General features: G+C 55.7%; 27 protein-coding genes. All 27 read right to left on the bottom strand.

Annotation, left to right across the window (positions count from 1 at the left end; genetic code table 11):
• Nucleotides 1-138: 138 nt before the first annotated feature.
• Entirely contained in the window at nt 139-741 is a 603-nt protein-coding gene (locus tag NE609_RS05205) for a hypothetical protein (protein ID WP_055245636.1), read from the bottom strand.
• Nucleotides 742-909: 168 nt separating this feature from the next.
• On the bottom strand, nt 910-1,314 hold the full coding sequence (locus NE609_RS05195; RefSeq protein WP_242857777.1) for a hypothetical protein: 405 nt from the start codon (nt 1,312-1,314) through the stop codon (nt 910-912).
• Nucleotides 1,315-1,355: 41 nt separating this feature from the next.
• On the bottom strand, nt 1,356-2,120 hold the full coding sequence (locus NE609_RS05190; RefSeq protein WP_055245637.1) for a YwaF family protein: 765 nt from the start codon (nt 2,118-2,120) through the stop codon (nt 1,356-1,358).
• Nucleotides 2,117-2,641, bottom strand: coding sequence for a YcxB family protein (locus tag NE609_RS05185; RefSeq protein WP_110440226.1), 525 nt, complete (start codon nt 2,639-2,641; stop codon nt 2,117-2,119). The genes NE609_RS05190 and NE609_RS05185 overlap by 4 nt, the downstream gene beginning before the upstream one ends.
• 304 nt (nt 2,642-2,945) lie before the next feature.
• Nucleotides 2,946-3,503 (bottom strand): hypothetical protein, encoded by a 558-nt coding sequence (locus NE609_RS05180; protein ID WP_055245639.1) that lies wholly within the window; start codon nt 3,501-3,503, stop codon nt 2,946-2,948.
• On the bottom strand, nt 3,500-4,354 hold the full coding sequence (locus tag NE609_RS05175) for a metal ABC transporter permease (protein ID WP_172678067.1): 855 nt from the start codon (nt 4,352-4,354) through the stop codon (nt 3,500-3,502). Before NE609_RS05175 ends, NE609_RS05180 begins: the two co-directional genes overlap by 4 nt.
• Nucleotides 4,351-5,055 (bottom strand): metal ABC transporter ATP-binding protein, encoded by a 705-nt coding sequence (locus NE609_RS05170; protein WP_110440225.1) that lies wholly within the window; start codon nt 5,053-5,055, stop codon nt 4,351-4,353. The genes NE609_RS05175 and NE609_RS05170 overlap by 4 nt, the downstream gene beginning before the upstream one ends.
• Before the next feature lie 13 nt (nt 5,056-5,068).
• The gene (locus tag NE609_RS05165; RefSeq protein WP_317258890.1) at nt 5,069-6,598 is read right to left on the bottom strand and encodes a metal ABC transporter solute-binding protein, Zn/Mn family; all 1,530 of its coding nucleotides are present in this window, start codon (nt 6,596-6,598) and stop codon (nt 5,069-5,071) included.
• 113 nt (nt 6,599-6,711) lie between these two features.
• Nucleotides 6,712-7,008, bottom strand: a complete 297-nt coding sequence (locus NE609_RS05160) for a hypothetical protein (RefSeq protein WP_055245642.1) — start codon at nt 7,006-7,008, stop codon at nt 6,712-6,714.
• A 22-nt stretch (nt 7,009-7,030) separates the two neighbouring features.
• The gene (locus NE609_RS05155; protein WP_162598949.1) at nt 7,031-7,426 is read right to left on the bottom strand and encodes a transcriptional repressor; all 396 of its coding nucleotides are present in this window, start codon (nt 7,424-7,426) and stop codon (nt 7,031-7,033) included.
• A gap of 164 nt (nt 7,427-7,590) precedes the next feature.
• On the bottom strand, nt 7,591-7,773 hold the full coding sequence (locus tag NE609_RS05150) for a hypothetical protein (protein WP_110440171.1): 183 nt from the start codon (nt 7,771-7,773) through the stop codon (nt 7,591-7,593).
• 63 nt (nt 7,774-7,836) lie between these two features.
• Nucleotides 7,837-8,403, bottom strand: a complete 567-nt coding sequence (locus NE609_RS05145) for a hypothetical protein (RefSeq protein WP_110440170.1) — start codon at nt 8,401-8,403, stop codon at nt 7,837-7,839.
• 132 nt (nt 8,404-8,535) lie between these two features.
• Nucleotides 8,536-9,756 (bottom strand): cell wall metabolism sensor histidine kinase WalK, encoded by a 1,221-nt coding sequence (locus NE609_RS05140; protein WP_110440169.1) that lies wholly within the window; start codon nt 9,754-9,756, stop codon nt 8,536-8,538.
• The gene (locus NE609_RS05135; protein ID WP_110440168.1) at nt 9,753-10,454 is read right to left on the bottom strand and encodes a response regulator transcription factor; all 702 of its coding nucleotides are present in this window, start codon (nt 10,452-10,454) and stop codon (nt 9,753-9,755) included. The genes NE609_RS05140 and NE609_RS05135 overlap by 4 nt, the downstream gene beginning before the upstream one ends.
• Nucleotides 10,455-10,544: 90 nt before the next feature.
• Nucleotides 10,545-11,282, bottom strand: coding sequence for a hypothetical protein (locus tag NE609_RS05130; protein ID WP_110440167.1), 738 nt, complete (start codon nt 11,280-11,282; stop codon nt 10,545-10,547).
• A 413-nt stretch (nt 11,283-11,695) separates the two neighbouring features.
• Nucleotides 11,696-11,953, bottom strand: a complete 258-nt coding sequence (locus tag NE609_RS05125) for a helix-turn-helix domain-containing protein (protein ID WP_055245649.1) — start codon at nt 11,951-11,953, stop codon at nt 11,696-11,698.
• Nucleotides 11,950-13,815: a type IV secretory system conjugative DNA transfer family protein gene (locus NE609_RS05120; protein WP_110440165.1), complete on the bottom strand. Its 1,866-nt coding sequence runs from the start codon at nt 13,813-13,815 to the stop codon at nt 11,950-11,952. The genes NE609_RS05125 and NE609_RS05120 overlap by 4 nt, the downstream gene beginning before the upstream one ends.
• 2 nt (nt 13,816-13,817) lie before the next feature.
• Nucleotides 13,818-14,768 (bottom strand): DUF3991 and toprim domain-containing protein, encoded by a 951-nt coding sequence (locus NE609_RS05115; protein WP_110440164.1) that lies wholly within the window; start codon nt 14,766-14,768, stop codon nt 13,818-13,820.
• Between the two features lie 10 nt (nt 14,769-14,778).
• The gene (gene mobP3, locus NE609_RS05110) at nt 14,779-16,770 is read right to left on the bottom strand and encodes a MobP3 family relaxase (RefSeq protein WP_110440163.1); all 1,992 of its coding nucleotides are present in this window, start codon (nt 16,768-16,770) and stop codon (nt 14,779-14,781) included.
• Complete coding sequence (locus NE609_RS05105) at nt 16,758-17,183, bottom strand: hypothetical protein (protein WP_110440162.1); 426 nt, start codon at nt 17,181-17,183, stop codon at nt 16,758-16,760. Before NE609_RS05105 ends, mobP3 begins: the two co-directional genes overlap by 13 nt.
• 395 nt (nt 17,184-17,578) lie before the next feature.
• Entirely contained in the window at nt 17,579-18,019 is a 441-nt protein-coding gene (locus NE609_RS05100) for a hypothetical protein (protein ID WP_110440161.1), read from the bottom strand.
• A 334-nt stretch (nt 18,020-18,353) separates the two neighbouring features.
• Complete coding sequence (locus NE609_RS05095) at nt 18,354-19,364, bottom strand: hypothetical protein (RefSeq protein WP_110440160.1); 1,011 nt, start codon at nt 19,362-19,364, stop codon at nt 18,354-18,356.
• A 1-nt stretch (nt 19,365) separates the two neighbouring features.
• Entirely contained in the window at nt 19,366-19,635 is a 270-nt protein-coding gene (locus tag NE609_RS05090) for a DUF6103 family protein (protein WP_110440159.1), read from the bottom strand.
• Between the two features lie 106 nt (nt 19,636-19,741).
• A complete protein-coding gene (locus NE609_RS05085) occupies nt 19,742-20,023 on the bottom strand; it encodes a hypothetical protein (protein ID WP_110440158.1) in 282 nt (93 codons plus the stop codon).
• Nucleotides 20,024-20,038: 15 nt separating this feature from the next.
• Nucleotides 20,039-20,446: a hypothetical protein gene (locus NE609_RS05080; RefSeq protein ID WP_110440157.1), complete on the bottom strand. Its 408-nt coding sequence runs from the start codon at nt 20,444-20,446 to the stop codon at nt 20,039-20,041.
• Nucleotides 20,447-20,460: 14 nt separating this feature from the next.
• Nucleotides 20,461-21,246 carry a hypothetical protein gene (locus NE609_RS05075; protein WP_256151929.1) on the bottom strand — a complete coding sequence of 262 codons (786 nt, stop codon included), beginning with the start codon at nt 21,244-21,246 and terminating at the stop codon, nt 20,461-20,463.
• A 12-nt stretch (nt 21,247-21,258) separates the two neighbouring features.
• Nucleotides 21,259-22,014 carry a hypothetical protein gene (locus NE609_RS05070; RefSeq protein ID WP_110440156.1) on the bottom strand — a complete coding sequence of 252 codons (756 nt, stop codon included), beginning with the start codon at nt 22,012-22,014 and terminating at the stop codon, nt 21,259-21,261.

The raw sequence follows: 22,014 nt of genomic DNA, 5'->3' as shown, positions 1-22,014 counted from the left end.
TTGTGTATGAGGAACACAACCCCTGTGGTCAACATATCCAGGACGAATATCCATTATGACGGCAAAAAGCAGAAGCCACGTCGGCGGATCAAAACCACACCTTTGCAGATATTCGACCACGCGCTCCCTTATCTGCTGTTATGGCAGTCGCCTATGAACTGCGCGGTTCGTTGCATCTTCACATATGCCCTTGGAACAGGTGTTGCTCACATATTCGCGTAGTTTTCCGCAGTAGAGCAGTGTGTGCGGCATTCTAAGGAACTGCATCGGCTGTATGATAGAGGAACGTAACTGTTCCGTGCCGTCAACCCGACTTTTTCTGAGAAGCTCTCCGACAAACTCTGAGCAATAATAGCAGCCCTCCTGCTTCCAGACAATATGGAAGTATGCCAGACATAAGCCAATATAGTTGTAGCCGTATTTCCTCCTCCGCTTCCACATCACATCGAGCATTTCTTTGAGTTCTGCGTGTTGTTCTTCTGTGACACTCACGCTCAGAACCAACACCTTGGTTTCGGAAAAACGCTTGAAGGTACCGGTACGGGGCGACTCTATCACAAAGCCGCCCCAAAACGGATTATAGGGATTCCTGCGGCCAAAAGAGTACATCCTCTCTAAATCTCTGGACAGGCTGATGGAGGCGTGGTTATATTCTGCGCCGGTAATTTGTTTAAGGATCCGGGACAGAAGTGTTCCGGTCTGGCTGATTACGATATACAGCTGTTTATTTTGATTGCTCATATGCGTATCCTCACAAGATTATCCACAGTACCATGCTATTGGCATAAGAGGTGCTGCAGGTCTCGAAGAAGTCCGTTTCGACCATGTTAGCGTTGGTGTGCTGGCTGACCCACTTCATGCTCTCTGGCTCGATCTCGAAGCCTCGATGCAGCGTTGGAAAGCCGAGGCTCATTCGGCAGGTCTTTGTGTATACAGCTGCAATTGTTCGACCTTGAGCGTATTCTCCTCGTTGCCGCCGCTTCGGAAGCTCTCCATTTCCGAGCTCCTGATACACATAATAACCTTATCATTGACCTGTAAATCCTCAAAAGAAATCTTTGTAACCTTCTGCGTGGCAAAGTCGCAATAGGCCATAGGAACGGACGAACAGTCGAGCAGACATTCTTCGCCTAAAGTACTTTCATCGACATCGTCCTTTACCGTTATGGTCTGCTTTTCTGTATCGATTTCCGTGATCACTGCGTTGGCGATCAGAAGCGTGTCATCCTTCAATGAACCGCACCCGGACAGGGACAGCAAGAGAGTCAATAAGCACAGAGCGATGTCGATTCCTCTTAAATTTCTATCCAGCAATGTCGTATCCTCCTGTTTTTGCGCTGTGGGACTTATCCAATCTATGAAAAAGACACTTCTTCCGCCCTTTGCGTCAGGCGGGACAACGCACAGACCGCGTACATATAGCCTGCAAGAATCAGCGGTGCCGGTAGCCCGTAAAGCAGCGGTGCCGGGATGATACGCCAAAACAGCTTGAGCACACCGATCTCCGCGCCGTAGGTGAAGAAGTAGTTCGCCTCCGGGCAGAGCGTGAGGCGTAACAGGAGATTGATAAGGTGCGCGCCTACGGCAAGCAAACCAAAGGTCTTGAGGATCCTCGGGATATCCCTGGGGTCGGGGCGGTAAAAGCCCAGCGTCGCCAGACTCAGGCCGCAAACAACAAGGATTGCGTGGGTCACATAGTAGCCGAAAATTCGCGGCATTAACAGCGAAAAGCCGGAGAATAGAGGCTCCGGGAAGAGCAGCGCCATCAGTGCGCCAAGGGGCGCCACAAAGAAGGAAAAGCCCATGATCGAGCGGTTTCTCTTCCACACGCCCAGCGGAATCAGAAACAGATTGATGTTGCACAGGTGCAGCGGCAGCTCATTGAAAATGCTGAAGCCATTGGGATAGTACGCACGGATATACGCTGCGTCCATGGACAGCGAGAGCTTGTAGCCGGCAAACAGCGCGAGATTAAAAAAGCAAACGCCGATCAGATACCGGGAGCGCCGTGCTTCCGGTTTTCCGCGCAGCAGCAAGAATATGAGCAGTACCGCCGTTGCCGTAAGCAAAAGCAGAAGCAAATGCGGCCCGCGAAAGGGCGTAATAGAAAATTCGTTCATTTCACACGCCGGAACGACTTTCCGGTCCTCTCCTCAAGAAATCGTTTGAATTCCTCCACCGTCCCGCCGGTAAGAGTGTGCTTGTCCAGAGGCTGCGCATAGCGTTTTTTCATCAGAAAGATGATGTAGTCCTGCGACTCAGCCAGTGCGTCGATCAGCTCATAGCGGAACGTGGAGGTAGTGGCCGCCGTAACGACGGTATAGGAATCCTCACCGAATGCGACATGATATTCCTTTGTGCCCGCCAGCGCGTTTTTGCGGGCGATCATGCCATTGAATCGATCCTGAAACAGCAGAACGGACAGCAGCATCACCTCTACCAGCAGGGAAGTCACCGTTCTGACATCAAGCGCAAAAGGCTCTCCATCGAATGGAATCAGCAGCAGAGCGTTGATGAAAAAGACGGTCCAGCCGAAGATGGCCCAAATAATGCTTCTCTTTCGCCGCAGCACCCTGCGCATCGCGCGGGCAGCTACGGTCATAGATTGATTTGTGATATCACTGTGAATTTCAAAAGTCATTCATATTCTCTATCGTTGATCATTTCTGTTTTTGCAGCCTGTCTGGTTCCTTGCAGAAGTGTTCCGTCCAGAGCAGGGTATTTATAGATTATGTTATCATAACAGGAATAAAGTTTATGTTAAGTCTGCCTATTCTTTAAGGGGTCATCTCAAATTCAACACACTGCTTTCCTCATGAGAATTTTTCTGCAGCGGGATAAATGACGTCCTTTGTCCGGCTCTTATAAATTGCAGTCAGGCAGCACCGGAATACCTTTCTCCCTGAAATCGTCACGCTTACTATGTATGCAGCGCTATCACGGTATCACGCCAGCCTTGCGTTCACCAGATGGTACCATGTCATCCCGTTTTCTTCATAGGACTGAAATTCACCGATGACGGTGATCTCCGTCCCCAGCTCTGGATAATCGTCTGGGTAGGTGTAATCGCCTTCCAGCACAAACTCCATGCCCTCGGCACAGCAGGCGGCGGCGTCTGAAATGATGCAGGCGTAGGACACCGGGTCAGGCTGTAAAACGCCGTCTGTCACGAGCTGATAGATGGAAAATTCCCCTCTCGCCTTGACGGTCTTGCCGAGATAATGCGCCGGGTCATTGTAGAGCATATTGTAGACCTCGGAGTAGACCATGGTGCTGCTGAGCACCGTCAGATCCACATCCACTTTGCCGGCAGAGGGCTGTGACGGCTTAGATTTCCCCGGCGTTTCCTGTTCATTCGGCGTTGGAATAATCTCAGTCGATGCAGACAATTCTTCATTGGAAGAAGATGCGTCATTTCCTGCGTCCTTTTCGCGGCCTTTCTCGCAGGCGCAGAGGGAAAGCATCACGCAGGCAGCCAGCAGCAGGCAAAAAAGCCGTTTCATCCCGTTTCCCCTCCCCTTGCGCGGCCAAGGGCCGAACAGATCAAAAATGCCAGAATATCCACCGCCACGATGGTAGAACCCACCGGCGTCCCTGCGAGAATGGAGATCAGAATCCCCAGCGCCGCGCAGCTTACTGACAGTACGGCCGAGCAGACCGTCACGGACCGGAAATTCTGAAAAAGGCGCATGGCGGACAGCGCCGGGAAAATCACCAGCGCGGAGATCAGCAGGGAGCCGACCAGATTCATCGCCAGCACAATGACCACGGCAACGATGACGGCGATCAGCAGGTTGTACAGGTCAGCCTTTGTGCCCACCGCCTTGGCAAAGTCCTCGTCAAAGGTCACAGCAAAGATTTTGTTGTAAAACAGCAGGAACACTGCCACGACCACCACGGACAGTCCCGCACACAGCCAGACCTCGCTTTTTGACAGCGTCAGGATGGAGGTGGAGCCGAACAGTGTGCTGCACACGTCGCCGGAGAGGTTGGACGAGGTGGAAAACAGATTCATCAGAAGATACCCGATGGCCAGCGCCCCCACCGAGATCATGGCGATGGCGGCGTCGCCCTTGATCTTCGTATTTTGTCCCGTGCGCAGGAGCAGCACGGCACAGACCACCGTGACGCCCAGCGTCAGGGGCATATCGTCCGTCAGCCCCAGCACAGCGGCGATAGCCATCGCGCCGAACGCCACGTGGGAAAGGCCGTCGCCGATGAAGGAAAACCGCTTCAGCACCAGCGTCACGCCCAGAAGCGACGAGCACAGCGCGATCAACACACCGACAATGAGCGCGTAGCGCACAAAGGGATAGGTCCAGTAGAACGCGAGTTTTTCAAAGATCGCCGTCATTGTGCCGTGCCTCCCTTCTGCCATGCCTGGGGGAACTCGTTCAGGTAGGCCGCCTTGGTGCCGAAAAACACCGTGTCCCCGATGTGCAGGATGTGGCTTGCATATTGCAGCGCCGCGTTCAGGTCGTGGGAGATCATCACAACGGTAATGCCATCCTCGTAATTGAGCTTTTGAATAAGTGCATACATTTCCGCCGTCACCTTGGGGTCAAGGCCGGAAACAGGTTCATCCAGAAGCAGCATTTTTTGCGTGGCGCACAGGGCGCGGGCGAGCAGCACCCGCTGCTGCTGACCGCCGGAGAGTGTCCGGTAGCAGCGTTTGGCAAGGGGTGTGATCTGCATCTTTTCCATGGCGTCCGCCGCCAGTTCCTTCTCTTCTCTGTTGTAGAAGGGGCGGCTGCCGCAGCGCCCCTGACACCCAGAGAGAACGATCTCTCTCACGGATGCCGGGAAGTCCTTTTGGACAACAGTCTGCTGCGGCAGATAGCCGATCTCATTTTTCCTCAGCCCGTCGCCCGTCAAAATTCTGCCGCCGATGGGCATCTGCAAGCCGAGGATCGTTTTCATAAGGGTACTCTTGCCGGAGCCGTTTTCTCCTACGATGCAGAGATAGTCGCCTGCAAAAACCTCAAAATCAAGGTTTTGCAGAACGGGCTTTCCATCGTAGCCGACGCAGAGCTTTTGACAAGTGAGCTGAGCCATCATCCTACCCCCCTTAACCCAGTGCCTCTTTCAGCACGGAAAGGTTCTGCTCCATGGCAGAGAGGTAAGTTGTGCCGTTTGCCACATCCTCAGAGGTGGTGGACTGCATGGAATCCATGGTCAGCACCTTCTGGTTCTTCCCGGCGGTGCTCTGCACAATGGTTTCCGCGAGCTTGTGGTTCTTGCCCTCAATGGTCAGCACGCAGGGCATCTTCAGTTCGTCCACTTTTTTTGCGAGGAAGGACACTGTCTCAAAGCTGGCTTCGCTCTCGGCGGAGCAGCCCGAAAAGGCGGCGTAGTAGCTCAGACCGTAATCGTCCGCCAGATAGCGGAAGGGGAAGCGGTCGCCAAACAGAACGGTCTTGCGCGCCGCGCCGTCCACGGCGGACTGATACGCGCCGTCCAGCGCGGAAAGCTTTTCGATATAGGCGGAGGCGTTGGCGGCGTAGGTATCCTTGTTATCGGGATCAAGCTCCTGCAGGGCGTCGGAGATCGCACCTACCAACGTTTCGGCGTTCTTCAAAGACAGCCAGACATGTTCGTCAGCTTCCTCCTCATGCTCGTGGTCATGCCCCTCCATGTGCTCGCAGATCTCCTCACCGGTCATATCAGCGGGGAAGAAGGTCGGCCAGGAGTTTTCCGGATCAACGATGGCGTCAAAGCTCTCATTGCTCATCCGGATGTGGAAGTGTTCGGCGGCGGCCGGCTCGATCATGTGGTCGTTGAACTCGATATAGACCGGCGCACCGGAGGTTCTATCTACTGCTTCAAAGCGATACATGGCCGCCTTGGTACCGGTAGACCAGTTCTGAATGTAATAGCCGACATACTGATAGTCAGAGCCGACCTTTTTGCCGTCCTCATAGGTGAACTCAATATGGTCGCCCTCGATATCAATGTTGGTAATGTCCGTTTTGTAGCCGTTCTGATAGTAGGTCTTGTACTCGTCGGCTGTCATCTCGCCTTCCTCTGCCATCGCGGCAAACGCGTCATCCAGCGTTCCGTCCAGCGCAAAGGGATAGGCAGACTGCCAGTCGCCCGCCCAGTCGGACAGGCTTCTGTCCTGAACCTCGTCGTCTTCAAAGGTGGAAACTTCCTTGCTGTGGTCGTGGGCATGTTCCGTTTCCTGCATACCCTCAACGGTCTCTTCTGTTTTCACGGAATCGCCCAGCATCTCCAGCAGGTTGATGACCTTCACATTCTTGTTGGCAGCATTTTTCAGGACGCTCTCCACCCAGCCGTCAGACTCACCGCCCACATGGACGAAGAGGTCGCAGTCGGAAATCTTGACGATGTCATCCGCCGTGGGCTGGTAGCTGTGCAGGTCAACGCCGTTGTCCAGCAGCATGGTTAGGTCGGTGTTCTCGGCCTTGTCGCCGAGAATTTCCTTGACCCAGTCGTATTCGGGGAAGATGGTGGTGACGATCTTTAATTTATCGGAATCGGTTTCACCGTTCTCCGCGGCGTTCTTTTTGCCGCAGCCGGCGAACAGACTGACCGCCATGGTCAGCGCAAGAAAGATGGTAAAAATTTTCTTCATCATACAGATAAAATCTCCGAATTTTTGAAAAATAGGCGCAAAAATACAAGGGCAGCGGCAAAGCCGCAAGAGCCTATCCGAAAACGGATAGACTTCGCCCTTGTAAAAGTCCTATTTTAATTTGAAAGCTTTACCTTGAGAGAAACGAGTGTCAGTGTGCCGATCATCTCTGTGCAGGGTAGGATCGCCTTGCACATGGTATATGTAAACGCAGCAGTGATCGCTGCGGCAGCACCGGCAAGCCCCAGAGATTTCAGCAGATTCTCGCAGACGCCGATCTGATGGCAGATGGCGCAGTCCTCGCCGGAGCAGTCATGGTCGGCTTCGACCGCAATATAGATAGCGGAGGACAGCATGACAACGGCCAGCACGGCCGCCAGCAGGCGCGTCATAAAGCAAAGCTTCTTTGTCATGGTCTGTCCTCCCTTCTGTTCGTTATTTTCCCTTGCAGTCCGAGCAGATCCCATAGAGGATCGTGTCGGCTGCGTCCAGCGTGAATTGCTCGCTCTGCGCCAAGTGCTTTGCAAACAGGGCGGCGTTGCTGTCGGCCATGTGAAAGGTTTTGCCGCACTTCACACAGCTCATGTGCAGCGCGCCCTTGCAGCCCTTGGCGTCAAGATACTGATAAAACGCTTCGTGCGACCCACTTTTTGCGCTGCGGCGCACCTTTTCTTCCGCCTCCAACTGTGCAAGGTTTCGATACACGGCGCTGAGGCTGATTTGTTTCTCTGCCAGCGCGTCCGCCATCTGGCGTGCAGTCAGCAGCTCGTCCGGGTGTTCCCCTAAAAAAGCAAGCAGGGCTCTTCGCTGTTTCGTATTATAGCCTGACACCAGCCGCCCCCAATCTGCGAACCATTCGCAGATATTATAGCATCATTTCCCCCTTTGTCAATATCATCCCGCGATACCAGCGTCTTTTCGGCAGTTCAAAATCTGTCAGCGCCAAAAGAAACAGCAGCGCAGCAAAAGCTTCAATCCGGTGGGAGCTTACGCAGTCAAAGCAGTCTGCATCTTACAGCTTCATCCACCGGCTCCAGTTCTTTTTCCGGCGTACAGGATAGATCCCATAGCAGCTGATGCTCCTCGCCATCCTCTGTGGTCAAGCTGCCTAATTCATCCCACCGCAGAATGATTCGATACAGCGTCAGAGCCTCCTGCTCCGTGAGTCTTAATTCCATAAGAGACGACTCCCTCTCAACTGCTTTTCAACGGGAAATCAGCGGTAAACGATACCGTACATTTCATCGCGTCAGCCGCATCTCATTCTCAAACTGCTCCATGGCCTCCTGCCGGCTGGGGACTTGTGCAAGCGTACAGGAAAACGGCTGGCCGAACAGGGGTTGGGACAGTGTCTCCGCCCAATGCGTCAGCACCTCCGGAGTGAGGGGGCGCTCCTCCCGGAGAAAGATCACCCCGTAATAGGGCGGTACAGACGGGGAAAACAGCTGTGTCAGCGGGACGCCGCTCCGGACGGAGGCGTTGCAGAAATGCATCTCCGGTGAAAAAAGCGGATAGTACAGCGCCCCGACGAACCAGTCCTGTTCACCGCTTCTGAGCCGCCTTGCCTGCTCCAGAAAGTGCGGATGATCCGGGTTATCCGGCTCCACAAACTCACCGTCCAGAATGGTCTGGTGAAGGGCAGGGAGGTTATGGAAATCAAAGTGGAAAAAGGGCACCTTTCCCGCCTCGTCCTCGGAAAGAGAAAACTCCGCCGCATGGAAAGGTTCCCAGTCCTTACAGCAGCGGTAATAGCCCCACCAGTAGTTCCAGTCATAAATATGCAGATATTTTTTTGCTTTGCAGTCCATAGATGTACTCCATTCTGACAATGTGGGCACAAGAGGAAATCACGGGAAACTCTCCACCCGGCACCAGCAAAGATTCTTTCCATGCCCGTCCTTCTTGCAAGAGGGACGCTCAAAGGCGGCGCGGTGATCTTCTTATCGGCTCACCGGAATGGAGATCTCGAAAACGGCGCCGGTGTCCCCGTTGCGGGCGCGGATGGTTCCCTTGTGCAGGTGGATGATCTCACGGGTCAGGGCAAGGCCGATGCCGGATTTTCCGCTTTTGCCCATGTAAAAGCGGTCGAAGATGTGCGGCAGGTCCGCTTCGGCAATGCCGTCCCCGTCGTCCTGTATCCGGATGGTCACGTGCCGCTTATCCGCGCGGCAGGTCAGACGCAGCTCGCTGCGGGCATAGCGCACGCCGTTGGATAGGATATTGGTGACTGCTCTGCGCAGCCGGGTATCATCGCAGCTGACCATAACGGGCTCCTCGGGGAAATCCGGCACGATTGCGATGCCGCTGGCGGCGGCTGCCGGCTCTACGGCGCGTATGCTGTCGTATAGCAGCTCCCGAATATCCATCTCTGAAAAGGCAAGCTGCTGCCGCCCCATATCGATTTTCGAGATGTCCAAGAGCTCCTCCACCAGCTCCGTCATGCGGTCGCTCTCCGCAAGGATCACCTCTGCCGCGCTGCCCGTGTCCATGATGCCTGCCTGTATGCCCTCCGCATAGCCCTGTATCGCCATCAGCGGCGTTTTCAGCTCGTGTGAGGCATTCTGGAAGAAGGTCTGCTGCCGCTCCGCTTCCTTCTCAATATCCCTGCCAAACCGGAACCCCAGCAGGCACATGACGGAGGAGATCGCCAGCAGCACCCCAAAGAACGCCCAATTCAGCGTCACGATATATCGGGTGATGGGCCCGATGTCTATGTACATGATATAGGCGTACGGCTTTTCCCAATCGTCCTGCTCCTCCTGCACGGACATGAAGATCAGGTGATGCCTGTCCGTTTTGAAGGTATAGCATTGGTTGAGCGATAGATCCCGCCCCTTGCAGTATTCCAGCAGTTTTTTCTCCAGACGATATGCGTCCCTGTTCCAACCGCTTGATTGATTGACATTATCCAGCTCTAAAAATACGATGCTTGGCGTAAGGAAGTGCTCCTCAGCGTCATTCCATTCACCGTCAAAAAAGGATCCATCGTCGGTATAGGGGATGGTGCGGTTCTGGTACTGTGCCTCGCTGATGAGCGCTTTTTTTGCCTCACGCACAAAGTGTGCTGGTATAATGAGGTTCACCGCCAGCATGAACAGGGCAAAGAGCAGCAGAGCCGAGCAAAGGATCAGGTACACGATCCGCAGCTTGATGTTTTTCATGTGCGCTCTGCCCCCTTCAGCTTATAGCCAAAGCCCCATATGGTGCTTACGCTGACGGTGCTGCCCGCTTGCAGCAGCTTTTTCCGGATACGGCGCAGCGTTTCGTCGGTCACGCGGGTCTCTACCTCCGAGTCAAAGCCCCACACCGCGCTGAGCAGCTCCTCGCGGGAATAGGCCTTTTCCGGCTGCTTCATCATATAGCTGAGCAGCCGCAGCTCGGTCTGGGTCAGCGCCACGATCGTGCTTCCGCAAAGGACGGCGTTTTCCGTAGCGGAATAGCGGATATCCCCGTAATGCAGCTCATCCTCTGCCGCCGCCGTTTTTCCTCGGTCCATCTCCACACGGCGCAGCAGTGCTTTGACCTTCATCAGCAATATCGTTGGACGGAAGGGCTTGGTGAGATAATCGTCGCTGCCTTGGCTGATGCCCATGACGTAGTCCAGCTCGCTGTCCTTGGCCGTAAGCAGGATGATGGGAATATCGGAAACAGAGCGAAGCTCCCGGCACACGGCAAGTCCGTCCGTGCCAGGCATCATAATGTCCAAGATCACCAGCTCCGCGGGCTCCTGACGAAACGCCTCCAGCAGCGCGTCGCCGCTTTCAAAGGAGCGCACGGTATATCCGTCGCTTGCGAGGAAGCTATGGAGCAGCTCCCGTATGCTCTTTTCATCGTCCGCCAAATAGATGGAATGTCCCATGCGTCCTCCCTGAAAGCAGCGCCAAATGCTGCGCGTGGGCGCAGCATCGGCATGATGTTGATTTTATACTATCAGAAAACCGCCTTTCCGTCAAAGGGGGCAGATGCCGCTTTCGCAGCCGGTGTTGCCCCAGATGGAATTGTACAGCTCGCACAGCCGGTTGTCGATCTCCGTAAGACGGTTGTAGTCGGCGATCAGCGCGTCCTTTTCCGCGTCGGTCAGGAAGCCCAGGCTGCGGATGAAAGCGGCCTCATCGTAGTTGTCGAAGTCGTAGTCGTCCGGCAGATTGAAGTACGCTTCATCTACCTTGTCCCACAGGTCGGCGTGCTTTTCGCAGACGCGGTCATACTCCTGCTCCAGGGTGTCGATCTCATCCAGCACCTTGGGGTCGGCCTTTTCCAGGGCCTTCTCGTAAAGCGGCATATTGTCGCAGTCGGGCAGCTTCTCATACAGCGCCTCCATTTGGGCGTCCAGCTCATCCAGCTCCTTGATGTCCGCCAGAAGCGTTTCCTTCTCCGCTTCGGTCAGGGCATTGGTGTTACGGATAAACGCCGCTTCGTCAAAGTTTGTGAAGTCGTAGTCGTCAGGCAGGGCGTTGCAGATTTCGTCCAGCTTTTCCCATAGCGCCGCGTTTCTTTGGAAGATGGCGTCGCTCTTCTCTTCCACCGCCTCGATCTGCTCCCAGATGGCGTCCTCGTTCTCGGTTGCGATGGCAGTTGCAGGCTCTGCCGTGTCAGGCGCAGCCGCCAAAGCTGCGGTTGATGCGCCGATGGCAGATACCATCAATGCCAGTGCCAGCATAAAGCTCCAAACAGTTTTCTTTTTCATGCTATTTTACTCTCCTTTTTTATTGTTTGGTTGTGTATCAACCATGTCCGTAGCATACCAGGGATCGTCTTGGATTTCCCCCGCGAAAGTGCAGGGAAAGTGTCACAAATTCGTCACAGCGCCTGTGTTATACAAGGAACACCCACCCGGAAGCCGACCGATGGGTGTTCGTTTCAATCAATTGTGGTGCTGAATTTGCCCGCCCCCGCAAGCATAAAAACATGAGCTTCTGCTCCCTGCTTGTTCTTTCTCTGGCTTAATCTCCGATAGAGTGGGCTGTTCCGGTGGGGTCATATTGAACCCCTCCTCGGTCCAGCAAATAGACGTGATCCTCCCTTGGCGGAACGATACAGTCTTTCTCTTTATTCGGGTAAAGAGGTTGGTATCACATTATGATACCAACCACTTTTGCTTTATTTGAGCGTATAGAGGTTGGAGGTGTTGCTCCCGTTGGGGCGGTATCGGGGCAGCTTGGCAAGATAGCCGTGCTGCTCCAAATCTGCCAGCGCCCGCTTGACGGTGCTGCGGGAGAGGTTCATATCCCTTGCAATCGTCTTGATCCCCGGCCAGCAGCTTCCCGCGCTGTTGGACCGATCCTTGAGATACATATAGACAGATACAGCCCTGGGCGGTAGGAGCGTGTCGGCATAAATGCTGTCAAAGTAGCTCACCGATCCACCTCCTGCCGGGGAAGATTATACGGGGTGCGCTTGTGCGGCATACGGTCATAGTCGATGTCCTCCGCTACCACCATCTCCTGCACGGGCGCGTCGTGGAGCTGCCCCTCACCCTTAACGGAGCGGTTGGTCTTCTGCTCCGTCAGCTTGAGCGGGTACTTCCGCACGATGGCGCGGGTCAGCGCATCCCGATCGGCATAATAGACCTTCCGAGCCACCTGTTCCTCCACACGGTATTCCTCCTCGAAGGTGATGCCCCATTCGAGGAACAGTCGCAGGCGGGTGCGCATGGGGTGGCATCCGGTCTTCTGCACGATAAAGCTGCCTTTTGGAATCGACTTGAGCTCATCCGCCGTCAGCAGGGGGCGTTCCATCATCTGCAGGCTCTGGCTGGGATCGTTTTTCCCGCGGCTCACGGAGCCGGAGAGCACCGTGCGGCTGCCGAGGGCTTTGGAGAAGGCATCTGCCGCCTCACTGTTAGGAGCAAAGCCGCCGCAGATCACATCCTGGCAGTTGTCCATCAGGATGGATGCGCCTTCTTTTCCGTAGTTTTTTACAAGCTGATCCACTGACTGGATGATTGGTACCATCATCAGGCGGCGAGAGCGTCCAGCACTGAAAAGCGGCAAAATATCAAAGGGCGGCATGGTACCCAGCTCATCGCAAAAGAGAATAACACGATTTTTCAGTTTGCCGCCGTTCTCATCCGCTACCGCGAACAGCTCACGGGAGAGATTCTGGATCATCAAGCCAGCCATGAAGTTCTTCGTCTGATCCTCCTCCGGCAGGATGAGAAAGATGGCGGATTTCTCCGCAGCGAACATTTCAGCGTCAATGGCACTGTCGAAGCACAGAATTTGCTCCAGCTCACTATCGAGGAACGAGTTGAGCCGGGACAGCACCGTGGACATGACTGATGCCATCGCCTGCTCGGAGCTGTTGAGTGCGGCGCCTGCCAGCCAGCGCGCTTTGTGCTCGGACGGCAGCTTATCCATGAGCAGTTGGAAACGGGAGCGTCCCCGCGCACCACGCGCCGGCTCCAGCAGATCCTGCACCAGCTTGAATACCGACACGATGTGCCGCCGCTCCTCCGGGTGCTCCTCATCCGGTGGCAGAAACTCTGCAAGCAGCAAGATCGTGGAAGACAGCAAGCCCTCCGCCGCATCGTAGAAGAAGGCGTTCTGCCCGTGGTCGGAGTTTCCCTCCGGGCTGACGATGGACTTGGCAAGGATCTTGGCGTACTTTTCGGCTTTGGCGCGGGCAGCGAGGTTATCCGGTTGCTTTCTGGCGATGTCCATATAGCGGTTGATGAGCGTCAGCAGGTTGTTGCCGTCCGAGCGGGTGGGATTACGCAGGTCTATAACGGAGATATGCTTATAGCCGTAATACTTTTTGGCAATAGAGCCGTAGTTGCGGGCGAGATCACCCTTGGTATCCAGCGCCAGAAAGCTCATGCCAGACGCGCAGGCATATTCAAGGTTGGGATAGAGGAAGAATGCCGTCTTGCCCGCGCCGGAGGCGGCGATCATCAGGCAATGGATGTCGTCGCTGTCCACCAGCGCAGTCAGTTCATCTTTCTTGCCCTTGCAGCCCAGCACCAGCCCCTGTTCTGCGGGAAGGCTTACTCCCTTGCGCCAGTCTCTGACCTTGAACGGCACGTGGGCATAGGTCTGGCGGATCTCCTTATCGGTTGCCCAACGCGCCGTGCCGTGCTGCCCGTCACCCACGGTGCGGGACTTGATGCCGCTGAGAGTATAGTGGTAGGACAGCATAGAGAGTCCACCGATGACAGCGAACATCCCCAGCCCTGCCGCGACCAATATTCCGATGTTGGAGCTTTTGATCGTGTCCCACATTGTCAGCAGAAGGTTTGGCATAGCTCGCTCCTTTCCATGTTGTTTTCCTGTTCTGCCTTGAGATCATCGTTCCAGTCCTTTTGCTGCGGTACGAGTCGAACTGCATTGAGATCGTGTTCTTCCAAAAGCGCAGCCATACGCTCACTGGCGGCATGACCGGCAGCGTCATTGTCCAGGCAGAGGTACACCTGCCGGAGCTGCGGGAGCTGCCGCAGCATCTCCAGTACGGGGATGGAGGATGCCCCGCAGCAGGCCACATAGTTATGCTCCTGCCACCCATCCGGGAAAAGGGAGATGTAAGAGAGCAGGTCGATAGGGGCCTCGAAGACATAGAGTGTGTCATCGCCGCCGAGATAGTGAAAGCTGTGCTGCGGGTCGCTGCCCTCAATGTTGCCGCGATAGCTTTGCCCCATGGTATACAGCCCACGCTTATGCCCGTGACGGGGAACGCCGTGTTCATCGAATCCGACGAACACGGCGTTGTGGTATTCCTTTGTCCCGTCCTTGGATCTTTCACAGCTCTCGTAGATGAGCCTCTTGCGCACAAAGGAATTGAGTATCTCGCGGTCGATACAACGCTTTTGCAGCAGGTAGGCATACACACGGCGCATGGACTCGCTCTGCGGCGGCAGTACGAAGGGCTTTGCAGGCGCTGGCACCTTCTCCTTTGCCGCAGGGTAGCTTCCGCCGAGATCATCGCCGAGGAGCAGAGACATGGCGTCCGGGTAGCTGAGTCCATAGAACTGCTTGACGAAGCTGATGGCTCTGCCGCCCTGCTCGGTGGCGTGATCGAACCACTCGCAGCCGCGGATGGTGATGCTGTGGTCGCTGGCAAGGCGTTTGTCCCTGCCGGATGTGATGAGCTTTTCTCCTCGGCGGCGGAGGAACTCCTCCAAGTCCACCGACGCGGCTCGTTCTTTCTGCTCGGTTGTAAACGGAATGTACTTTGACATAGTCCCTCCCTTATTGTGTCTGTTGCGTCAGTCCGCGATCCTCATGGTCATCCGCCTTGTGTCCCATCGCCATACGCTTCTCCTGCAATCTGCGGCGACGCTTCTTGTCGATCTGCATTCCTGCATAGATGGCAGGCTGGGCGGCGTTCTCGCGGAATATGCGGCTCATCTGATGGAGCATCCGAAGGATAGCGGTTCCCGCCGCCGCACCGGAGAAGTCCTCCTGATGGTCAATGAAATATTGAGCGTAGGTGTTGCCCTGTGCCGCTGCCTGTGCGAAATAGCGCAGAGCTTCTTCGCGGTCTGCTTTTACCTCCTGTCCCAGCAAATAGAGCTTTCCCAGCGTGTATTGGGCAAACGAATTCCCTTGCGTGGCAGAGCCCTTCAGAAGCTGAATGGCCGCATCTATATCCTTCGGCACACCTTCCGCGCCGGTGAGCAGCAGCTTGCCGAGCCGGTATTGCGCGTATGGATCGTTCTGCTCCGCTGCCTGCCGCAGCCAGTGAAGGGCCTGCGGGAATTGCTCCTGCTCCAGCAGCAGTTTGCCCAGCGCGTATGCGGAGCAAGTATTTCCGGCCTCCGCCGATTTTTGAAACCACTCTGCCGCCGCTTTTCGGTCAATCGATATGCCAAGCCCGTCCTGATATGCCTTTCCCAACTGGTGTGCCGCGATGGTATAGCCCTCCTCCCACAGACGGTGGAGTGTGACCAATCCCATTGACTTCTCGCTGGGATCTGCGTCCGCAGCATCTAATACGCTTTTTGCTCTGCGGTAAAACCGAGCCCGCTGATGGATCATCCGCTCCGCACTTGGATCTGGAGGAACAGGCGGTTCTTCCGGCTCCGGCTCATCCTGCATGGCATCATCCTCGAAGGTGAAGTGCATCTCCGAGAGGCGGAGCGTTTCCCGGATGACCATGTTGCGCACAGTCTTGAACTCCTTTTGCTGCGACAGCGGTACACGCTGCGGCGGTGTCTGATTATAGTCAGTGCAAAGCTGCTCTCGGAGATCCTGCCATAGAGCATAGGCGGACGACACCCGTTCGTCCTTCGCCAGTTCGTCCACGATCTCATCCACGATGCGTTTGACACGAGGCGGCAGATAACCGTAGACCTTTTTGCCGCTGATTTCCCGAAGCCGCTGGGCGAGATCTGTCACCAACAACTCCAGCTTATCGCTTTGCAGAGTACCGGTTGCCATCTGCCCGATGAGCGTTGCCATCCGTGCTTCCGCTTCCTGCCGGAGCAGGCCGCGCTGTTCGTCCTTCTGCTCATAGATGTGCAGGCGGTCGTTCCGGTAGATCGTGCTGACCAGCGCGGACTTGATGCTGCGGATACCCTGCCGGGAGAGGTAGCCCTCCTTCGGATCGGTTGAGAAGAGCACCATGTGAACATGGATGTGCTTCTCCTTTTCGTGCATAGCTGCGTACCAGCGAAGGCGGTCCGGGTGGATCTTATAGCCCTTGGCGATGTCCGTGATAGATGCGTTGATGAACTCCTGCCAGTTTTTAAGGTCGGTATAGCCCAGCCGCTCCGCGTTCTCACGGGAGAGGGAGATGACCGGCGTCCACACATTCCCCGTGTGCCGCGCCACCTCTGCCACGGCATTCTCCAGCGACGGGACCTTGCCATGGGCATCCCACAGGCCATGTTCGCCCAATGCTTTTACGCCGGGACGGTTTGCGACATAATCCAGATAGTTTTCCCGGCCATCCATGGGCTCGATAAAGTCCTCGTGGATCTGCGCGATGAGCGCAAAGGCAGTCTGCCGGTTGGGTGTGTTTGCATAGTCCTCATGCTCCGGCAGCTCCCTTGCCTCCGGGAAGCTGCGGAGCAGACGCCGGATGTACTGCTGCTGTTTCTTTGTAACAGGAAGATGGGCATTGTCATCCTTGAGAAGCTGCACACCTTCGCGGGTGGCGAAGTAGCGGGTGCGATGGGCCAGCCGAGCGGCATCTCTGCCGCCCTTCATGTATGGAGAGATAAATATCAATCTCGCCATGTGTCATCCGGCAGCTGCCGTTGGACATCCTGGGCATCCTCGAACCTGATCTGACCATTGGTGCGCTTTACCTCGTCCACCACATACCCGCGCAGGGCGCGGCGATCCTCCATCGTATCCCGGAAGTGGGCGGCGATGGTGTGCGCCATGATGCCCTGCTCTACCGCGCACTTGAAGAGAATGCCGTTGGTGCGGTTGGTGCTGTCCGCGATGATCCCGCGCAGCGTTGCCACCAGTGCGTCCGAGAGATACTCGGAGGTGTCCTCTGTTCCCAGATAGCCCATGTAAAAACGGACCGCCTTTTCAATGAATTCGCTGCGACTCCTGCAGTTCGCCTCCTCCAGCCATGCGTCCATGCGGCGAATGACGCTGGGCCGCAGCCAGATCGTGGTGCATTTCTTATTGTCCTCCATTTTTCCTCCTTCCTTCCGCTGCCATCGGTCAAAAACGCCGGAAAGCCCTGCAAACGCTGCACTCCTCCTGCGGACCGACATCGGTTCATCTTGACAGAGCCTCAAACCGACATTGGTTTGTGACCTGTGAAAAAGCCCCGCACTGCGGGGCTTTGTGGACAGCCCGCGGTCGCTTCCGACTGCGGGCGTTTATCTTGTGCTTTTATCGAACAGGTGGGTTCCCAGCACAGTTCCCCATAGGAGGGGCGAAAGCGGGGGCAAACAGCGCCGATGCCTGTCCGGGGTGCAGGGATGCCACCCTCGCCCCCAAAGCCGCACACAGCGGCTCACAGGGGGCATAGCTGGCGAAACAGAGGAGCCGCCCTCCGGTGGGCGGCTCCTCCTGTGGGGTGTGGTCAGCTGACCGGCTCCATCCAAGCCTGCTTTTCCGCCGGCGTCTTTTCGATCCAGTCCAGCAGGTTCTGATACTCCTCCAGCCACTTTGCCATCTCGAACAGCCTCGTCCTGGCGTATGCACTGTCTGTGCGCAGAGTTGTTTCAAACAGATCCCAGATGTTATCCAGCGTTTCAAGGCCGCTGGCATTCATGGGCAGTTCTTCCTCCGGCAGCACATGTGTCACCGTGCCATTTTCTCCCGCGGCAAGGATGGCCGCCTGTTCACGCTCCAGCAGTGAGGCGACCTCCTGCGTGTCACTTACGGGGATGCCCCACACCGTCCCAATGTGGGAGATGCACTCTCGGTGGAGCTGCACATCTGCGGTGGGGTGGAGCACCAGCAATGCCAGTCCCTCTTTTGCGATATTCATCTGCAGTTCCTTTGCGTTATCAATTGTCATGCTTGTTTCCTCCTGATTTTTGATTCGGGCAATGCCCGTGCAAACACAATGGCACGGCGCAGGGAGAAAAGCTATCCACGAAAAGCAACAAAAAATCCATGGCCGGTTTTGTGAAAAGCCAATGGAAACCGCAGTTATTACATGGTTTGCTCCTGCGCGGTGTTCCGCATCTTTTAGATAAGCCGCGGGTGCAAAAGGGAGAGCCACGCCAGTTGGCACGGCTCTCCGGGCAGCGTATTCGATTTCACATTCCCAGCACCGGTGAATCGCGCTGCTCCTGTTCCGGTGTTAGGATAACCAGCCAAGAGAAACTCCGCTTTCTTTTCCTTTACGATCACAGCTGCAGCTCCGCAGTCTGTGCCTGCTCCTCGTGAAGCTGTTGGGCATACTCGCGCAGGCTCATGCCGGTCTGTTCCATGCAAAACGCATCCATCTTCCGCAGCAGGACATCCTTCTCTGCTGCGTTGAGCGGATAGCTCCAGCTCTCCTCGGAGCCGTCACCCTTGCAGAGCGTCAGCTCCAGCGTGTCGCAGGGTCTATCCTCCGCGATGTCGTAGTTGGCATAGATGTTGAGCCAGTCATCGTTTTTGTCCGTGAGGACGAAGGTTCCGAAGGCAGCGTCCACATCAAAATCTGCGTCCACATAGAAGTTGAGCTTACCGTTCTCCTCCATCATAATCTCATCACTGAAGGAAAAATTCCGCGCGGAGAGATGTCCCGCCGAGGTGATCTCTTTGCCGCTGAGATGATCCAGCAGCTTGCGCCACTTATCATCGCTCGACGCGAATTGCGACCGGGTGGCATGGTACACCGCCGCTGACACATCCCGCATCGCCCAGGTCTGCCAACCGTCCATGATGTGAACGGCGGAGAACTCCCGCTTGTCGAAGTTGAGATCGAACACACCGCGCACCTTACCGGTGTTCTCCATACGAAGGGCGGTCAGGGCGTCAAACTCTTTTGCTGTGATGGGTTGCCCGCCGAAAAACATTCCGATAAATTTGTCCGGTGCAGCACCATTGCCCTTTGTAAGATAACCGCGCAGCTTTTTCCCGACCGCCAGCAGTTCCTCGCCGAGCGAGGTCTTGAAGTACCACTCCTGCCCGCGCTCCGTCACATGGTAGGCGGCGTAGGTGCGGGCACCCTCTTTCTTTGCACGCTGCGCGGCGGCTTCCGACTGGATTGCACAGCTGATACGTGCATACTCTTGCTCCGGGAGCTGGTTGCACAGCGTATCCAGCACATCTTCCAGATGCTCCTGCAAGGTTTCACCTTTGAGATGCTTCTCAATGGCATCCTTCCAACGCCGGTCGATCCACAGTGTGATGTCTACATGATCCGCCATCTCAGTTGCCCTCCTTCACAGCCGCAGGCTTCGGCTCACTGCTCTGCGGCTTGGGTGCGGCGGGCTTGACCGTGCGCTTGGGTTTCACCGCCGCGGGAGCGGCCTTGCTGTCCAGATACTCCCGCAGCGGCTCCGGCACGGTTTTTTCATACAGAGCGTTCAGCGCATCCTCCAAGTGCTCCTGCACAGAGGAGTGTTCCTTGCGGAGCGAGAACTCCAGTGCGCCCAGCTTCTCATCGTCAAAGGTGACGGTGACAGTTGCTTTTTTCATGTGCGTGTCCTCCTTCTATATGCTATTTTCGGCGTTTTTGTGTTGTGGGTGATGTAACTACCCTCGGCACGAGACAAGTGTTGTTGAAACGCTGCGCGCGCAGGGGTCATAGCGGCTTACTTGCCGCTTTCCGAGCCCTTGCAAGAGCTGCTTTTTGCGCTTCACTTGCGATCCGCGGCGGTACGATCTTTATCCATGATTTTGGAATGGTGTAGTCAACTGCCCGTCCGCTGCGGGACGCCTTCACGAGCCTGCAGTCCTCCGGCCTGTCACGCGCCAGTGCTGCCAGCTTCTGACGCAGTGCCTTGTTGTGGGTGTAAATACCGGCGGTCTTTTCTTCCTCGTTGAAGTTGATAATGGTTTCCTGCTCATAACGAGCCATGTTCATGCAACGCACCTCCGATCACAGCATCAGCGGCTCATTGAGTAACTGCTGATGCTCATCCTCATATACTTCGATGAGCAGGCTCTGGAAGAGCTCACCCTCATCCATGGTCCGACGCTCCATCCAAGCCTCGCTCAGAAGCTCCAAGGGCTTCTCCTGGCGCAGCAGGAAGAGCATCTTCTCTCGGGAGAGATCTTCGCCCAACGCCATCAGCTCGGCGCGGCAGGTCGCCATGGCGGAGATCTCGTCTGCCGCCATGATCAGCTCACTGCGGGGAAGCTGATTTAGGCTGTTCATATATGCGGCCATCTCGTTCTCTGTCTTTTGGAACAGAAGCTGCCAAAGCGCCCGTGCCGTCCGCTCTGTATGGGGCGCTGTATCTTGTCCACCGACGAAGAGAGCAGAGGTGTTTCTGATATCGTCCATATTCCCCTCGTTTCTCACATTGTCATTTCCGGTTGCTGCGCTTGCCGGATGTCCTCGCAGAACCGTAGGATCGTGTGACTGAACCCCATGTCATAGTTTTCAGCCTGCTCTGCCTGCCACGCCTCTCTTACAGAGGTAAGCGGTTTGTCATTAGAGAGAAGCAGGATCAACTGCTCCCGTTCAAAAGCTGTGGTGAGCAGGGCATTATAGCAAATCCTGTTTGCCTCGATCTCCCCGGCGTTGGCAATGAGCTGCCCCTGCGTCATGCGGTAGAGGGAATCGGTGTATTCCCGCTGTTCACGCTCGATGTGTTCAAATAGGAGCTCCTGCAGTTCCGATGTGGTCTGTACCGACTCTCTCTGCACGATCTCCTCCGTAAGAAACAACGCCACATCGATGACCTCCGCGTTGCGGAAGGTGAGGTCGCCGCGGTAGCCGATCTTCAGCCCTGAAAATTCCTTCGCCGCCTGCACCAGCTCTTTCGGGCTGCCGGGAGGGATCTCCTGATTCCAGCGGTACCAATTATCTTCGTAGCCGCAGGGCGTGAGCTTGAGAAGAACATAGTCCTCCGGCACAAATTTGGGATAGCGGCAGAGTTGCCCGCTCACGGCATAGTAGGGCTTTCCCTCACACATTACGGTCTGCTCCATGTACGCTTTCATTTTGCCGAGGCTCTCACAGAACCAGCACTCGCTGTCCATGAAGCGGCGGATCTTGCCGTCGTCCAGAACGCTGTCGAGGTTTTCCATCCTCGTCAGATGATAGACCACGGACGGTGGGATTGCTTTCACATAGGCCATGTCCCATTCCTCCTACATCTTCAGCGTGGGCATTGGACCGCCTCCGAACAGGCCGTCTGCCGCCATGTCGGAAATCTCCTGTACACTCGCACCCTGCTCTGCGGCCTCTGCTGCCGGAATGATCTCGTTACTCAGCAGGGCGTTGTCCGGTACATGGATGGTCTGATAGATCGTGTTCACCACTTTGGGATCGAATCGCTCAGAGATCTCTTGAAAGGCCGCGACCAGCGAGACCGCTTCTCGCTCAAAGCCGTTTTCCACACCGTCTGCCAACTCCTCAGCGAAGGCGATCCACGCTGCGGTGGTGTGCGCATCGTGCTGCGGAATCAGCTTGTCCAGCATGTCTGCATACTTCCTCTGCGGTGTTCCCCCTGCCCATTGGTATTGAAAATGCTCTTGCTGATCATCCTGTCCGTAATCCGCAGATTCCGGTGTAGTACTGTCTAATTCTTGAGCGGCGTATTGCTGCACGAACGAATTAAACAATTCCAGCGTTTTCTGCTTTGCCTCCCGCACAGAATAGTACGGTCCAATCGTTTCAGCACACTCCATTTTGTCGTCGCGCACATAACCATAATAGTGATTACAGAGGCTTCCGGGGTCGTGTGCATATCGGCGCTCCATCTCTGTATAGATAACGACCTGAAATCGTTCATAGGTCGTGGCGGGGTCGCGTCCCTCGAAGGTGTATCGCGGTGATCCGTCAGTAAAGTCTGCGCCTTTTGTCCAGACGACTTTGTTCTTTACTTCATCTTTTGGAAATTCCAT

Origin of the sequence: Anaerotruncus sp. DFI.9.16 (assembly GCF_024461615.1) — a bacterium.
Classification (GTDB): Bacteria; Bacillota; Clostridia; order Oscillospirales; family Ruminococcaceae; genus Anaerotruncus; species Anaerotruncus massiliensis.
This window is presented reverse-complemented; position numbering and strand designations above follow the sequence as displayed.

Excerpts from the sequence above, each read along its gene's own strand:
- NE609_RS05135 (WP_110440168.1), bottom strand. The coding sequence starts at position 10,454 with ATGGGACATTCCATCTATTTGGCGGACGATGAAAAGAGCATACGGGAG.
- NE609_RS05115 (WP_110440164.1), bottom strand. The coding sequence starts at position 14,768 with ATGTCAAAGTACATTCCGTTTACAACCGAGCAGAAAGAACGAGCCGCG.
- NE609_RS05090 (WP_110440159.1), bottom strand. The coding sequence starts at position 19,635 with ATGAAAAAAGCAACTGTCACCGTCACCTTTGACGATGAGAAGCTGGGC.
- mobP3 (WP_110440163.1), bottom strand. The coding sequence starts at position 16,770 with ATGGCGAGATTGATATTTATCTCTCCATACATGAAGGGCGGCAGAGAT.
- NE609_RS05175 (WP_172678067.1), bottom strand. The coding sequence starts at position 4,354 with ATGACGGCGATCTTTGAAAAACTCGCGTTCTACTGGACCTATCCCTTT.
- NE609_RS05120 (WP_110440165.1), bottom strand. The coding sequence starts at position 13,815 with ATGTGGGACACGATCAAAAGCTCCAACATCGGAATATTGGTCGCGGCA.
- NE609_RS05085 (WP_110440158.1), bottom strand. The coding sequence starts at position 20,023 with ATGAACATGGCTCGTTATGAGCAGGAAACCATTATCAACTTCAACGAG.
- NE609_RS05185 (WP_110440226.1), bottom strand. The coding sequence starts at position 2,641 with ATGACTTTTGAAATTCACAGTGATATCACAAATCAATCTATGACCGTA.
- NE609_RS05140 (WP_110440169.1), bottom strand. The coding sequence starts at position 9,756 with ATGAAAAACATCAAGCTGCGGATCGTGTACCTGATCCTTTGCTCGGCT.
- NE609_RS05160 (WP_055245642.1), bottom strand. The coding sequence starts at position 7,008 with ATGACAAAGAAGCTTTGCTTTATGACGCGCCTGCTGGCGGCCGTGCTG.
- NE609_RS05190 (WP_055245637.1), bottom strand. The coding sequence starts at position 2,120 with ATGAACGAATTTTCTATTACGCCCTTTCGCGGGCCGCATTTGCTTCTG.
- NE609_RS05080 (WP_110440157.1), bottom strand. The coding sequence starts at position 20,446 with ATGGACGATATCAGAAACACCTCTGCTCTCTTCGTCGGTGGACAAGAT.
- NE609_RS05100 (WP_110440161.1), bottom strand. The coding sequence starts at position 18,019 with ATGACAATTGATAACGCAAAGGAACTGCAGATGAATATCGCAAAAGAG.
- NE609_RS05105 (WP_110440162.1), bottom strand. The coding sequence starts at position 17,183 with ATGGAGGACAATAAGAAATGCACCACGATCTGGCTGCGGCCCAGCGTC.
- NE609_RS05070 (WP_110440156.1), bottom strand. The coding sequence starts at position 22,014 with ATGGAATTTCCAAAAGATGAAGTAAAGAACAAAGTCGTCTGGACAAAA.
- NE609_RS05095 (WP_110440160.1), bottom strand. The coding sequence starts at position 19,364 with ATGGCGGATCATGTAGACATCACACTGTGGATCGACCGGCGTTGGAAG.
- NE609_RS05130 (WP_110440167.1), bottom strand. The coding sequence starts at position 11,282 with ATGAAAAAGAAAACTGTTTGGAGCTTTATGCTGGCACTGGCATTGATG.
- NE609_RS05150 (WP_110440171.1), bottom strand. The coding sequence starts at position 7,773 with ATGGAATTAAGACTCACGGAGCAGGAGGCTCTGACGCTGTATCGAATC.
- NE609_RS05170 (WP_110440225.1), bottom strand. The coding sequence starts at position 5,055 with ATGGCTCAGCTCACTTGTCAAAAGCTCTGCGTCGGCTACGATGGAAAG.
- NE609_RS05145 (WP_110440170.1), bottom strand. The coding sequence starts at position 8,403 with ATGGACTGCAAAGCAAAAAAATATCTGCATATTTATGACTGGAACTAC.
- NE609_RS05205 (WP_055245636.1), bottom strand. The coding sequence starts at position 741 with ATGAGCAATCAAAATAAACAGCTGTATATCGTAATCAGCCAGACCGGA.
- NE609_RS05075 (WP_256151929.1), bottom strand. The coding sequence starts at position 21,246 with ATGGCCTATGTGAAAGCAATCCCACCGTCCGTGGTCTATCATCTGACG.
- NE609_RS05165 (WP_317258890.1), bottom strand. The coding sequence starts at position 6,598 with ATGATGAAGAAAATTTTTACCATCTTTCTTGCGCTGACCATGGCGGTC.
- NE609_RS05180 (WP_055245639.1), bottom strand. The coding sequence starts at position 3,503 with ATGAAACGGCTTTTTTGCCTGCTGCTGGCTGCCTGCGTGATGCTTTCC.